The sequence below is a fragment of the Nocardiopsis sp. iso_25 genome (genome assembly GCF_056173305.1).
Genome location: NZ_CM149667.1, coordinates 2,489,669 through 2,502,180, shown reverse-complemented (window position 1 = coordinate 2,502,180; position 12,512 = coordinate 2,489,669). Strand labels below are relative to the sequence as shown.

At 73.8% G+C, this 12,512-nt stretch carries 14 protein-coding genes; 8 read left to right on the top strand and 6 right to left on the bottom strand.

Features of this window, described 5'->3' with window-relative positions; genetic code table 11:
- Positions 1 to 210: 210 nt before the first annotated feature.
- The 3 genes from AC0VX6_RS10805 to AC0VX6_RS10795 all read left to right on the top strand — a co-directional run bounded on the left by AC0VX6_RS10805 (position 211) and on the right by AC0VX6_RS10795 (position 1,953).
- On the top strand, positions 211 to 456 hold the full coding sequence (locus AC0VX6_RS10805; protein ID WP_475468419.1) for a DNA primase: 246 nt from the start codon (positions 211 to 213) through the stop codon (positions 454 to 456).
- A gap of 279 nt (positions 457 to 735) precedes the next feature.
- Positions 736 to 1,005, top strand: a complete 270-nt coding sequence (locus AC0VX6_RS10800) for a hypothetical protein (RefSeq protein WP_212640409.1) — start codon at positions 736 to 738, stop codon at positions 1,003 to 1,005.
- Positions 1,006 to 1,131: 126 nt separating this feature from the next.
- The gene (locus AC0VX6_RS10795; RefSeq protein ID WP_274977398.1) at positions 1,132 to 1,953 is read left to right on the top strand and encodes a CPBP family intramembrane glutamic endopeptidase; all 822 of its coding nucleotides are present in this window, start codon (positions 1,132 to 1,134) and stop codon (positions 1,951 to 1,953) included.
- On the opposite strand, the gene AC0VX6_RS10790 is transcribed toward AC0VX6_RS10795, so the two are convergent.
- Positions 1,922 to 3,208 (bottom strand): CynX/NimT family MFS transporter, encoded by a 1,287-nt coding sequence (locus tag AC0VX6_RS10790; RefSeq protein WP_475468416.1) that lies wholly within the window; start codon positions 3,206 to 3,208, stop codon positions 1,922 to 1,924. The genes AC0VX6_RS10795 and AC0VX6_RS10790 overlap by 32 nt on opposite strands.
- Before the next feature lie 169 nt (positions 3,209 to 3,377).
- Between AC0VX6_RS10790 and AC0VX6_RS10785 the strand changes: the two genes are divergently transcribed.
- Positions 3,378 to 4,079: a FadR/GntR family transcriptional regulator gene (locus AC0VX6_RS10785; protein WP_047870336.1), complete on the top strand. Its 702-nt coding sequence runs from the start codon at positions 3,378 to 3,380 to the stop codon at positions 4,077 to 4,079.
- Between the two features lie 144 nt (positions 4,080 to 4,223).
- Here the strand turns inward: AC0VX6_RS10785 and AC0VX6_RS10780 are convergent, their stop codons facing one another.
- Both AC0VX6_RS10780 and AC0VX6_RS10775 read right to left on the bottom strand, forming a co-directional pair.
- The gene (locus tag AC0VX6_RS10780) at positions 4,224 to 4,952 is read right to left on the bottom strand and encodes an RraA family protein (RefSeq protein ID WP_274978115.1); all 729 of its coding nucleotides are present in this window, start codon (positions 4,950 to 4,952) and stop codon (positions 4,224 to 4,226) included.
- A gap of 267 nt (positions 4,953 to 5,219) precedes the next feature.
- Positions 5,220 to 6,128: an Lrp/AsnC family transcriptional regulator gene (locus tag AC0VX6_RS10775; RefSeq protein ID WP_274977396.1), complete on the bottom strand. Its 909-nt coding sequence runs from the start codon at positions 6,126 to 6,128 to the stop codon at positions 5,220 to 5,222.
- Positions 6,129 to 6,622: 494 nt separating this feature from the next.
- On the opposite strand from AC0VX6_RS10775, the gene AC0VX6_RS10770 reads away from it, so the two are divergent.
- From AC0VX6_RS10770 to AC0VX6_RS10760, 3 genes are all read left to right on the top strand, one after another.
- Positions 6,623 to 8,158 carry an LCP family protein gene (locus AC0VX6_RS10770; RefSeq protein ID WP_274977395.1) on the top strand — a complete coding sequence of 512 codons (1,536 nt, stop codon included), beginning with the start codon at positions 6,623 to 6,625 and terminating at the stop codon, positions 8,156 to 8,158.
- Between the two features lie 127 nt (positions 8,159 to 8,285).
- Complete coding sequence (locus tag AC0VX6_RS10765; RefSeq protein ID WP_274977394.1) at positions 8,286 to 9,050, top strand: cell wall anchor protein; 765 nt, start codon at positions 8,286 to 8,288, stop codon at positions 9,048 to 9,050.
- Positions 9,051 to 9,204: 154 nt separating this feature from the next.
- Positions 9,205 to 9,993 (top strand): VldE C-terminal domain-containing protein, encoded by a 789-nt coding sequence (locus AC0VX6_RS10760; protein ID WP_475468415.1) that lies wholly within the window; start codon positions 9,205 to 9,207, stop codon positions 9,991 to 9,993.
- 247 nt (positions 9,994 to 10,240) lie between these two features.
- Here the strand turns inward: AC0VX6_RS10760 and AC0VX6_RS10755 are convergent, their stop codons facing one another.
- The gene (locus AC0VX6_RS10755) at positions 10,241 to 10,450 is read right to left on the bottom strand and encodes a dodecin (protein ID WP_013152455.1); all 210 of its coding nucleotides are present in this window, start codon (positions 10,448 to 10,450) and stop codon (positions 10,241 to 10,243) included.
- A gap of 545 nt (positions 10,451 to 10,995) precedes the next feature.
- Between AC0VX6_RS10755 and AC0VX6_RS10750 the strand changes: the two genes are divergently transcribed.
- A complete protein-coding gene (locus tag AC0VX6_RS10750) occupies positions 10,996 to 11,205 on the top strand; it encodes a hypothetical protein (RefSeq protein WP_274977392.1) in 210 nt (69 codons plus the stop codon).
- 155 nt (positions 11,206 to 11,360) lie between these two features.
- On the opposite strand, the gene mobA is transcribed toward AC0VX6_RS10750, so the two are convergent.
- Together mobA and AC0VX6_RS10740 are read right to left on the bottom strand one after the other, a co-directional pair.
- Positions 11,361 to 11,960, bottom strand: coding sequence for a molybdenum cofactor guanylyltransferase (gene mobA, locus AC0VX6_RS10745; protein WP_475468414.1), 600 nt, complete (start codon positions 11,958 to 11,960; stop codon positions 11,361 to 11,363).
- A 34-nt stretch (positions 11,961 to 11,994) separates the two neighbouring features.
- Entirely contained in the window at positions 11,995 to 12,435 is a 441-nt protein-coding gene (locus tag AC0VX6_RS10740; RefSeq protein WP_274977390.1) for a hypothetical protein, read from the bottom strand.
- Between the last annotated feature and the right edge of the window lie 77 nt (positions 12,436 to 12,512).

Below are 12,512 nucleotides of genomic sequence, written 5' to 3'. Positions count from 1 at the left end.
GCCATGCGCGCTCCGTGTCACACGCGCATGGCCGGCGGCTCGTCCCGTGCGCGGCGTCCGCCGCATCCGCCCCCGGCCGCCCCGGGCGCGGGTGCGGCCCCCGGAGGGACGGGGGCGCCCTGCCCGCCCGCGCGGCCGGGCCCTAGGCTGGCCGCTGCACGGGGCCGCGCCCCCGCGGCCCGCCCGCAGATCCGGAGGTTGGGCTTGAAGATGTTCGAACCGCTCCTCACCGCCCTGGCCGCACTGCGCCGGGTGCTCGCCGTGGGCGCCCTGGCCACCGTCGTGGTCCTGGGCACCGCGGCCTGCGACGACCTCATGCCGAACGTGGACGTCGAACAGGGCGACGACGGGGACGACGGCGGCAACGATGACGGTGGAGACGACGACGGCGATGACGGGGACGACGACGGCGGTGATGACGGAGACGATGACGGCGGCGACGACGGCGAGGACTGAGCCCGCGCCCCGCTGACCCGATGCCGCCGCCGGGCACGTCCCGGGCGGCGGCGCGGGTCGGCCTCCCCCTCCTCCCCCGCGCGTCCGCCCCCCTCCCCCCTCCCCCGTCCGCCGGACGGCGCGGCCCCGACACACCGCAGCCCGTCACTCTCCGCGCTTTCCTGGCCACGGACACGGAGCACGTCTAGTGTGGGTCACGGACGGATAACACCCGGCTCGTGCCCGCCGCCCGGAACCGGGCGGCCCCCCGGCACCAGCCGCGACCCGAGGGAGTCAGCGATGAGCTTCGAGGACATCAGCAGGCAGACCATGACCGCCCTGCGCCGGGCGCTGGCGGGCTCGGCGATCGCCGCCGTGGCCGTGTTCGGCGTCGCGGCCTGCGAGGACCCCGAGGGGGCCGACGCCCCGACCGTGGACACCCCGGGCGACGACCAGGGCGACGAGGACGACGGCGGCCAGGAGAACAACCAGGACGGGGGCGAGGACGACGACGGCGGGAACGAGGACAACGGCGGCGAGGGCGACATGGAGAACAACGACACCGACTGACCGCCCCCGGCGCCGGCACGGCCGCCCGGACCGGGGCGGGCCCTCGGGCCGCGCCCCGGTGCGCCCTCGGCCCGCCCCGCTCCCCCAGGTCACCGGCCCCCGCCGACAGCGCGTACATTGCAACGCGTGACCGACAAGACCCACACCCCGGACGCCGGACTGCCCTCCGGGGCGCCGCCCGCCCCCTCCGTCCCCGTCGAGCGCGGCCTGCTGCGCTGGGAGATCCTGTGCGTGCTCGCCCTGTCCCTGGGCGCCGCGGCGGTCTCGGCGACCATCTCCTTCCTGGGCGTGCTCACCGAGCCCCAGTCCCTGGCCGAGCAGACCGCCAGCCTGGTGCGCCCCCGCGCGGACCAGGAGCGCCCCTGGCTGGACCTGTCGTGGCAGCTGTTCGCGCTGGCCAGCGCCCTGGTCCCGGTTCTGCTGGTGGCCTACCTCCTGCGCCGCTCGGGCGACTCCTCGGCCACGATCGGCTTCGACGTGCGCCGTCCCGGCTTCGACCTGGGCGCCGGAGCCCTGCTGGCCGCGCTGATCGGCTTCAGCGGCCTGGCGCTGTACGTGGTCTCCTGGCAGCTGGGGCTGACGGTCACGATCAGGCCCAGCACCCTGGCCGGGAACTGGTGGGACGTGCCCGTCCTGGTGCTCCAGGCGGCCAAGAACGGGATCCTGGAGGAGGTGATCGTGGTCGGCTACCTGCTGCACCGGCTGGGGCAGCTGGGGTGGACGCCGTGGAAGGCGGTGTTGGCCAGCTCGGTGCTGCGCGCCTTCTACCACCTCTACCAGGGCGTTGGGATGTTCTTCGGCAACCTGGTGATGGGACTGGTCTTCGGCTGGTTCTACCTGCGCTACGGACGTGTGATGCCCCTGGTGGTGGCGCACACGGTCATCGACGTCGTGGCCTTCGTCGGCTCGGTCTACCTCATCGGCCGTCTGGACTGGCTGCCCTCGTGAGGCCGCGAGCGGCGATGGCGTCCTCCAGGTAGCGGGGGCGGCCCAGGAACAGGCCCGTGGCCAGGTTGACCACGACCAGCGCCGCCAGCAGGAGCAGGGGCGCGTGCCAGCCGCCGCTGACCTCGCGCAGCAGTCCGAACAGGAAGGGTCCCGCACCGCCCATGAGGTAGCCCAGGCTCTGGCTGACGGCCGAGAGCGCCGCCGTCCCCGCCCCGGTGCGGGTGCGCAGCGCGAAGGCGGTCAGGGCGAAGACGAAGCTGCCCATGCCGATCCCCACGAGCGTGGTCCAGGCCCACACGCCGGACAGCGGGGCGAACCACAGCCCGGCCACCCCCGCGAGGTAGGCGGCGGAGAAGGCCAGCACGAAGGGGCGCTGGTCGCTGGTCCGGGTCAGCAGCGTGGGCAGCACCAGGGACATGGGGATGCCCAGGACGGTGAGGTAGGACAGCGCCAGGCCCGCGGTCTGGGCGTCCATGCCCTGGTCGCGCAGCATCTGCGCGTACCAGCCGAACATGATGTAGGCGACCGAGGACTGGGTGCCGAAGTAGAGGACGGACTGCCAGCCCAGGCCGGTGCGCAGCACCTGGTTGAAGCCCAGTGCCTGGGAGGTGTCGCCGCGCGCGGGCTCGTGGCGCAGCACCAGCAGCCAGGGGACGGCGGCCACGACGCCGAAGAGCGCGTAGGCGCCCAGCGCCGCGCGCCACTCGCCGGTGGACTGCTCCAGGGGCACGGTGGCCGCGGCGGCGATGGTGGTGCCCAGCGCGAGGCCGGTGGTGTACACGGTGGTCATGAGGCCCACGCGGTCGGGGAAGTGCTCCTTGACCAGGGCGGGCAGGATGACGTTGCCGACCGCGCCGCCGGACAGGGCCACCACGCTCAGGGCCAGGAACATCCACGGCTCGGGGGCCGCGGCGCGGGCGGCGAGGCCGACGGTGAGGGCGACGAGCGCGTAGACCAGCAGGTGGTGCTCGCCCAGGCGGCGCCCCAGGACGGGGGTCAGGCCGCCGAAGAGCGCGAAGCACAGCACGGGCAGGGTGGTGAGGATCCCCGCGCCGACGGCGGTCATGCCCAGCCCGGCGGTCACCTCGTCGAGCACGGGGCCGACGCTGGTGATGGCGGTGCGCAGGTTCAGGGCCGCCAGGGCGATCCCGGCGGCGAGCAGCAGCAGTGCCGCGCGCGGGGGACGGCTCGGGGCGGTCCGGCCTGCGGCGGGGCCGCTCGTCACGGGTGTGCGGGGGGCTGGTCCGGCGCTCATGGAGGCGACTCGCAGAAATTCATAGGATGACCCGATGTACTTCATGAGGATAACGCATTACCGTTCAAAGCCAATTCCCGACGTTAACTGGTCTAAGCTCCGGCCTTAACCGTTCCGTACCTGTGCGCTGGCCCAGTCATCCGGCGACCCGCCCCTAGGAGGTATACGCGTGCCCCTCGCCTCGACACGCCGGACCGGTCTCGTCGACCAGGTCATCAGTCAGTTACGAGCACAGATCGACTCGGGCGAGTGGGGTGTGGGCGACCGCATCCCCACCGAGTCGGAGCTCTCCGACCAGCTTGAGGTGGGCCGCAACACCGTCCGCGAGGCGGTGCGCGCCCTGGCCCACGCCGGGCTGCTGGAGATCCGCCAGGGGGCGGGCACCTTCGTGCGGGCCTCCAGCGAACTCGGCGGCGCCCTGCGGCGCCGTCTGGAGCGCTCCCGGCTGCGGGAGAACCTGGAGGTGCGCCGCGCGCTGGAGGTGGAGGCGGCCCGGCTGGCCGCGCTGCGCCACAGCGACGAGGACATGGCCGACATCGACCGCGCCATGGCGCTGCGCGAGGCCGCCTGGCGCGAGCGCGACATGGGAGCGTTCGTGGAGGCGGACTTCACGTTCCACCGCGCGGTGGTCAACGCCACCCACAACACCCTGCTCATCGACCTGTACGACGACATCGCGCAGGTGGTGTACGCGAGCATCGCGCACACGGCCTACGAGCAGGGCGCCGAGGCGACCGACCGGCCCTCCTCGGCCACCGACGGCGTGGACCACTCCAAGCTGACCGAGGCGATCCGCGACGCCGACGCGGCCGGGGCCGCGCGGGAGGCCACCTGCTACATCGACGAGCTGCTCTCGTTCACCGAGGACTGAGCAGCCCGCGTCGGACCCGGTCCGGCCGAGCGGCGCCCCGAAGGCCTGGGAGCGTTCCCATACGCTTCCGGGCCGGTGCGCACGCGCCGGGTCCGACCCGCCGCCGAGAGGGCCCACGGCTCACTCCCGCGGGTCGCCCGCGGCCTAGCGCGGCCAGACCCGCGAACGGGCCGCAGAATGGCCCTCGGCGCCGCGCGCGGCGGTGTCGCGCAGGGCACCCAGGGTCCGCGGGCGCCCGGAGCGCCGCGAGCGGTGCTCGGAGCGGTCCTCCCAGCCCGCGACCCGAGAGGGGTCCAGGCCGAGCAGGTCCAGGGTGCTCTCCCCCGCGTAGACGGCGTCGATGATCTCGCGTTCGCGCGAGACGCTGTCCACGGTCGCGGCGATGATGGAACCGACCTGCCCCCGGGGCAGGCACACCACGCCGTCGTCGTCGGCGACGATCCAGTCGCCCCGGCGCACCGGCAGGGGCGCGGGGCCGCCCGGCGTCATGCTGATCTGGCGGCCCACCGAGCCGCCCGCCTCGTGCGCGGCCTCGCGGACCGCGACCCCGGCCCCGAAGACCGGCAGCGCGCACCGGGCGATGGCCGCGATGTCGCGGACGCAGCCGTCCAGGACGATGCCCGCGACCCCGCGGGTGCTGGCGGCCACGGCGAGGATCTCGTCGACGTAGCCGTACTCGGCCTCCCCCGCCACGTCCACCACCAGGGCGGAGCCGGGCGGGGCCTGGGCCACGGCGACGTGGATGGCGAGGTTGTCCCCCGGCGTGCAGCGGACCGGGAAGGCGGTCGCCGCGAAGGCGGCCCCCGGCCAGACGGAGAACAGGTGCGTCCCGAACGGCCGGCCGCCGCACCGCGCGAGCGCCACCGTGCCCACAGCCGTCAACGTATCCGCCAGTGCCACGTCAGCCTCCCACTACACCCGCGCCCGGTGCGGCCGGTACGGACCGACCCCTTCCCATACTCACCGGTAACTTAAGCGTGACGCAAGCCATGCACGCCGGAAACACGTAAAAATGCTACCGCTGGTTACAGATACGGACGGAAGAGGCCGCCCGCGCCTACCCAGCGTGCCCGCCGCCGGGGACCGCCGGTCCGCGGCGCGCTCCTCTCCGTCCGTCGCGCCGCGGATCACCGACCCCTACTAGGGCGCCACCCACTCCAGCGGGCGGTCGCCCCCCTTGCGCTCCTTGCGCACCGACAGGTGGTCCCAGGACTCCACGTAGCCGACCCCCGGAGTGGCGCGCACCCCCTCCAGGGCCTCCACCAGCTGGCAACGGTCGGGCGCGGTGAGGGTGCCGATGACGTCGTAGCGCCCGAAACCGCTGGCCAGGAAGGAGATCCTGGGCATGTTCGCCAGCGCGGCCCCCAGCAGTTCGGCGTCGCCCCGGCAGCGCAGGCCGAAGCCCAGCCGCTCGTTGGCCCCCACCGCCGTGGGCTCCACCAGCGCGGTCACGTGCACCACGCCGGAGTCGAGCAGCCGCACCACCCGCGAACGGGCCGCGGCCTGCGACAGCCCCACCTGGCGGGCCAGGTCCGCGTAGGAGGACCTGCCGTCCCTGAGCAGCTGCCGCACCAGGCGCCAGTCCAGGGCGTCCAGTTCGATGTCGCGCAGCTCCCGGACGCTGCTGTGGGCGTCCTTGAACACCGAGTTCGCGCGGAAGACCTCCGCGCCGTCCACCCCGGGCAGCGCGCGCAGCTCCGAGAGCTCCTTGGTCAGGGCCGCGTCGTCGGCGACCCGCACCTGCGCCACGGCCGGGAACCGCCCGGCCGAGTGCGCGGCGAAGGTCACCGCCTCCCTCTCCCCCAGCGCGTCCAGCATCGGCCCCACGGAGCCGCTGACGCGGAACGACACGTGGCTGAGGACCTCCATTCCCACGACCCCGGCGTGCAGCACCCCGACGATCCTGATCGCCCCGGACTGCACGAGCTGGCGCACTCTGGCGCGTACCGCGGTCCTCGACAGACCGACCCCGTCGGCCAGTGCCTGGAACGTCGCTCGGCCGTCCCCTTGCAGCGCGCGCATGAGCGCGGTGTCAACCGCATCGAGCACGATGGCTTGCCTTTCGTTCCCATGACGCCGCCCTTCCCCCGGACGACGCCCCCTCCTGCGGCCAGATCATCGCAGCTACGGCGTGCTCGCACTACTGATCGCCAAAGAAATCGGTTGATCTCCACCTTTGGCGGCGCGGGAGGGGTCGACCAACGCCCCATCCGCCGCGTGCGAGACACATAACAGACTTGTATAGAACATCCCTCATGACTGAGTAGCGGTGCACACAAACCCGCGCAAAGCGCCACACTGAGAACTGTCGGGCCCGCACACGCACCCCGCGGGCTCTCCACGCCCGGAGGAGGACGGCCCGCACGGTACGTCCGAAAAGCACGGGTAGGCCCGTAGGGGAATCGGATGACCCTTCTCCGGCGTGTACATATCAGAGGTTTCGGACACGAGTCCGTGCCCGCGGCGTGGCACCGCACGACGACCGCGGCGGGAACGGCGAAGACAACGGGGCGGTCCGCCCCGCGGCTGGAGAGGAACCACCGGTGACAGCGGAGGACGATCAGCGGGACGAGGCGCCCGCGCGCCCGGGTACGGGCCGGGCGCTGCTGTGGACCGCGGCGTCGGTTCCCCTTCCCGGGCTGGCCCACCTGCGGATGCGCCGCAGGGTCGCGGGCGCCGTGATACTGGGGGTCTACCTGGCCGGAATCGTGGGTCTGCTCGTGTGGGCGTGGCGGCTGGGCGCCGACGAGGCGAACACCATGGCGCGGCTGGCCACCATGGCACTCCAGGACCAGTGGCTGCTGGGAGCCATGGGCGTGGTGTTCGTCGTGGCGGTGCTGTGGCTGACGGTGATCGTGCACTCGTGGGTGATCACCCGGCCCGCGGGGGCGCCCCGGAACTCGCGGGTGCTCGGCGCGGCCGTGGTGCTGCTGCTGTGCCTGACCGTCGCGGCGCCCTCGGCGCTGGCCCTGCACGGCGGCTACACGGCCTACCAGACGCTGAACAGCGTCTTCCACGCCGAGGAGGACCCCCTCCTGCCCCCGCACGACGAGGCCGACCCGTGGAACGGCCAGGAGCGGGTCAACGTGCTGCTGATCGGCTCGGACTCGGCGGACAACCGCTACGGGGTGCGCACCGACAGCATGATGGTGGCCACCATGGACACCGCGACCGGCGACACCGTGCTGGTGGGACTGCCGCGCAACCTGGAGAACGTGCACTTCCCCGAGGACAGCGCCCTGGCCGAGCGCTACCCCGAGCCCTACGGCTTCGACCTGCTGCTCAACGACGTGTACCAGACGGTGGCCGAGGAGCCCGAGGAGCTGGCGCTCAACCCGGACGCGGCCGACCCCTCCGCCGACACCCTCAAGAAGGTCATCGGGTACAACCTCGACCTGGAGATCGGCTACTACGCGATGGTCGACATGATGGGCTTCCGCGACCTGATCGACGCGATCGGCGGTGTGGAGGTGCTCATCGAGGAGCCCATCCCCTACGGCGTGCACGGCGGGGTGCTGGAGCCGGGCCTGCGCCGCCTCGACGGCCACGACGCGCTCTGGTACGGCCGCTCGCGGACCAACAGCGACGACTACGGCCGGATGGGCCGCCAGGGCTGCCTGATCAAGTACGTGGCCGAGCAGGTCGACCCGATGACCGTCCTGACGAGCTACCGCAGGCTCGCGGGCGCCACCGAGCGCACCCTGAGCACGGACATCCCCCAGGCCAAGGTGCCCGCGTTCGTCGAGCTGGCCGACAGGGTCACCGACACCGGGAGCATGAGCACGTTCCAGTTGTCGCCGCCCCAGGTCAACACGGCCAACCCGGACTGGGAGCAGGTCAAGGCCCTGGTCGCCGAGGCCATCGCCGACAGCGGGACCGAGGGCGACGACGTGGCAGCCGAACCCTCCGGCGCCCCCTCCGCGGAGGAGTCCGCCGCGCCCTCGGAGCCGGCCGAGCCCACGGAGGACGACGGGCTGACCGAGTGGCAGGAGTACACGGGCCTCGACGAGGAGGAGCCCGAGGAGCCGGGCCGCCAGGTGGGCGAGGAGCCCAGCAACCTGGAGGCCCTGTGCCCCTGACCGGGCGCTGAACCCGGTGCGCGGCCCCCGCTCCCCCGCGGGGGCCGCGCGCAACCCCGCGTGACCGGTGTCGGTCAGAAGAACGCGGACCGTTGCGGGCCGCTCACCGCCGTGTGACCCTGACGCGGTGACCCCCGCGCAGATCTGGACCCTCGTCGCGTTGGGCGCCTTCCACGGCCTGCACCCGGGCATGGGCTGGCTGCTGGCCGTGAGCCGCGGCCTCCAGGAGGGCGGTCGCGCGGAAGTGCTGCGGTCGCTGCCCGCCATCGCCGCCGGGCACGCCGCGAGCGTGGCGGTGGCGGCCGTGGCCGTCACCGCGACCGGCTCGGTCACCGCTTCGGTGCTCTTCCCGGTGGCGGGCGGCACGCTGATCGTTCTGGTGGGGCTGATGATGCTGCTGTCGCACCGGCACTTCCAGTGGCGCGAGGTGCGGCTGCCGCTGTGGCAGCTGTCGGCGTGGTCGTTCCTGATGTCGTCGGCGCACGGCGCGGGGCTGATGGTGCTGCCGGTACTGGCGGGGCAGCTCGCGCACACGCACTCCGGCGGACACGGCGGACACGGCGCCGCAGCGGAGGGGGCCGCGGCGGAGGACGCGGCCCCGGACGGCGGAGCGGAGGGCCCGGCGGCAGGGGTGGCCGGAGGCGCCGGCGCGGAGGCGGCGGGGGGCGCGGTGGCCGAGGGGGCCTGGACCCTCTGGGACGCGACGCTGGTCGGCCTGGCCGCGACCGGCGTGCACACGCTGGCGATGCTGGGCGCGGCGGGGGTCGCGGCGCTGCTCGCGCACGACTTCCTGGGGGTGCACGCGCTGCGCTGGCGCGGTGTGACCATGGACCGGATCTGGGCGCTGACCCTGGTCCTGGGCGGACTGTTCGTCCTGTGGTCGATCCGGTGACCCGCGGCGACGGCCTCCGGGGGCGGTAGAGCCGCCCCGGCAAGGGGAAAATGTCCGCGGTTCCGGAAACCCGGAGGTCCTCCCGGGAGTTGTCTCTCTGAAAACGCGCCGGGCGGTGACGGCACCGCCCGGCACGAACACGGAGGAGCGGGGCATGACACACAGCAGCTCGCGGCCCGAACGCCGGTGGACCGGCGCGCTCATGGCCGTGGCAGTTCTGTTGGTGCTGGCCGTCGTCGCCGTCGTGAGCGCGCGCTGGGTGGCGCGCAACACCGACCTGTTCCCCTCCTCGACGCCCTGGGGGCCGGAGTGCTCGGTGTGGACGGGCGAGGTGCACGTCCGCCTGGACCGGGACCAGGCCCGGCGGGCGACCACCGCGGCCGCCGTCGCCGTGCAGGGCGACAGCGCCCCGATCGGGGCGCCCGACACGAGCGACATCCCCGAGACGGTGATGACGCTGCTGGAGCAGGGGCCGGAGGAGGACGCCGGGCCGTCGCTGACCTGCCGTTCCACCAAGAACCCGGACCTCGCGGTGGAGGAGGGGCTGGAGCCCTCGGGCCTGAAGCCGCGCGCCCAGCGCCTGCTGGAGGGCATGGAGGAGCACTTCTCCGGCCTGAGCCTGGGCGGTTACGAGCCGGGCGGCTTCGACACCGGCCACGGCGACGACTCGGCGCACTACGACGGCCGCGCGATCGACGTCTTCTACCGGCCGGTCAACGAGGACAACCGCCGCGCGGGGTGGGTGATGGCGCACTGGCTGATCGCGCACGCGCCCGACTACGAGATCGACGTGATCATCTTCGACGACCGGATCTGGAGCACGAGCTTCCCGTCGCTGGGGTGGCGCGACTACGGGGCCGACCCCGACAACGAGATCCTGCGCCACCTGGACCACGTGCACGTGGACGTGCAGCGCGGCCAGGAGGCCCCCGAGGGCGGGTGAGGAGGCCGGGTCCGGCCTCCTCCGTCCACGGGTCGCACGCGACGGCGCGGGCGGGAGGGCGTACGGAGTGACGACGGCCGGAGAGCCGCGGCGGGCGCTGGGGAAGGCAGCCGGGGCCACGACGGGGCGTGCGGGTACGGGCACGGGAGCGGCCGCGGGGACAGACGACCGGGGGGACCGCTGCGGGCACGGGGGTGAGGCGGCCGCGGTCACGGCGGACACGGGCCGTGACCGCGGCCGCCCGTCCTCATTCCTCCAGGCGGAAGCCCACCTTGAGGCCGACCTGGAAGTGGGCGACGTCGCCCTCCTCGATGTGGCCGCGTATCTCGGTGACCTCGAACCAGTCGAGTCCGCGCAGCGTGGCCGAGGCCCGGTCGATGCCGTTGCGGATGGCCTGGTCGATTCCCTGCGGCGAAGTGCCGACGATCTCCGTGACGCGGTAGGTGTTGTGGGACATGCGGGACCCCCTGGGTGGTCGGTTCTCGGCCGCGCGGAGCGCGACCCCCCGCTTCCTGCCTCCCCTTAATCCCCTGGAGCCACACGGAGCCCTCCCGGCGCATCCGCCTCGCGCCGACGTGCGGGGGCCGGGCGCTTTGCCGTCGGCGGAAGCTCTCGGGGGACGCCGTTGGGACCGGCTTGACCCGTGGCCGCGCTCCGCGAGCCAGGAGTTATAGGCGAAAAGCCAGGTGAGTACCGATATGGGACTTAAGGCCTCTTATCGGCGGGACTCTCCCGAGACAACGTCGTAACTGACTCTTGACGTACACCGGGGGGCATCGGTGTACATTGGGTCCTAGCGCTTCGGTCCCCCGTCGGAGCGCGGGAGCGGTGTTCCGAGCCCCCGTTGGAGCATCGCCTGCGACGCCGGGTGGTTTGCCCCCGTAACCACCCGGCGTCGCCTTGTGTCCGGCCCCGGGCCGCCCGTGCGGGCGGCCGGAGGCGAAGACCCGAACGTGCCCCTGGCTTGACCATGGAGGCAGTTTCCCGGCTTGGGGGTCAGCATTGGGTAAACCGGCGGAGGCGCAGTGCTCGCGGCGCGGGTGCCGCGCCGAGGCGACGTGGGCGCTGGTGTGGAACAACCCCAAGCTGCACACGCCCGACCGGCGCAAGGTGTGGACGGCCTGCGACGAGCACCGCGAGTACCTGTCCTCCTTCCTGGACATGCGGGGGTTCCTGCGCGAGACCGTCCCCATGGACGAGTTCGAGGGCTGACCGGCCGCCGGTACCCGTCGTCCGGGCCTTCCGGGGCCGGGCCCGGCGGAAGCCTCCGCGGCGGGTCGCCTGCCGGGCGGGACCACCGGAGACCGCGCCCGCCCCGCCCGGCAGGACCGCGCTGCACCGGCTGCCCGCGCGACCCGGTGCTGCCCTCAGCCGGTCGGCGGCTCCAGGATCCGGCGGGCGCGGTCGAGGTCGTCGGGGGTGTCGCAGTCGGCCACGGCCAGGTCGTCGGCCAGGGCCACCGCGCGGGGGGCGAGGGGGCCGAGCAGCCCGTACAGGGAGCGCCCCCGGTAGTCGGCGAGGGCGGCGCGCACGGCCCCGGTGCGCCACACCCCGGTGAGCCACTGCTCGCGTCCGGTCGAGTCCGCGAACACCGCGCCCGCGCCGTCGGCGTCCCGGTCGGCGGCGGCGCACAGGGCGGCCAGGTGTCCGGGGTCCAGGTGGGGCAGGTCGGCGGCCAGCAGCGCGAACCGGGGGGTGCGCACGTGCGGCAGACCGGCGCGCAGCGCGGGCACGGGGCCGGAGCCGGGCGGGTCCTCGCGGACGTAGAGCGCGCGCGGGCTCTCGCGGGGCGGCCCGACCACGATCACCCGTCCGCCGTCCCCCGCCCCGGCGTTGTGGGCGCGGACGGCATCGGTGACCCGCTCCAGCAGGGTGCGTCCGGCCACGGACAGGCCGGGCTTGTCGGCGCCGCCCATGCGGCGGGCCGCGCCCCCGGCGAGGACGACGGCGTCCAGGGTCTCGTTCATGCCTCCAGCATGGCCCACGGCGTCGGCGGCGCGCTCACCCCTCCGTCTCGGCGAGCCCGTCCATCACGTCGTCCAGGACGGTCCGGCGGTGGTCCATCGACATCAGCCGCAGCTCCTTGAGCGCGGGGACGGTGTCCACGCTGGTGCCCTCCGCCGGGCCGCGCACCGTGCACACCCGCATGCAGTGCTGGGTGGGCTGGCGCCAGAAGTCGCGCTCGTCGACGGGGGCGATGCGGTACACCGTGGCCGGGTACGTGACCGGCCTGCTCGGGGAGTACCAGTGCTGGGTGCGGGACAGCACGAACCCGGTGAGGAGCGAGTCGAACACGCCGCCGGTGGCGAGGTCGGCCAGGGCCTCGCGGTCCCCCTCCCGGCGGCACTCGTCGCAGCCGTCCAGTTCCGCCCGCAGCAGCCAGCGGGCGCGGGCGTGGCTCACCTCGGAGTTCTTGAGTTTGCTCGGGTGTCGGTGTCCCATGCAGGGAAGGGTACGCCGCTCCCGGGGCTCCGTCCGCACGGACGGAGCGCTCCGGGAGCGGGCGCCTCGGGGGCCGG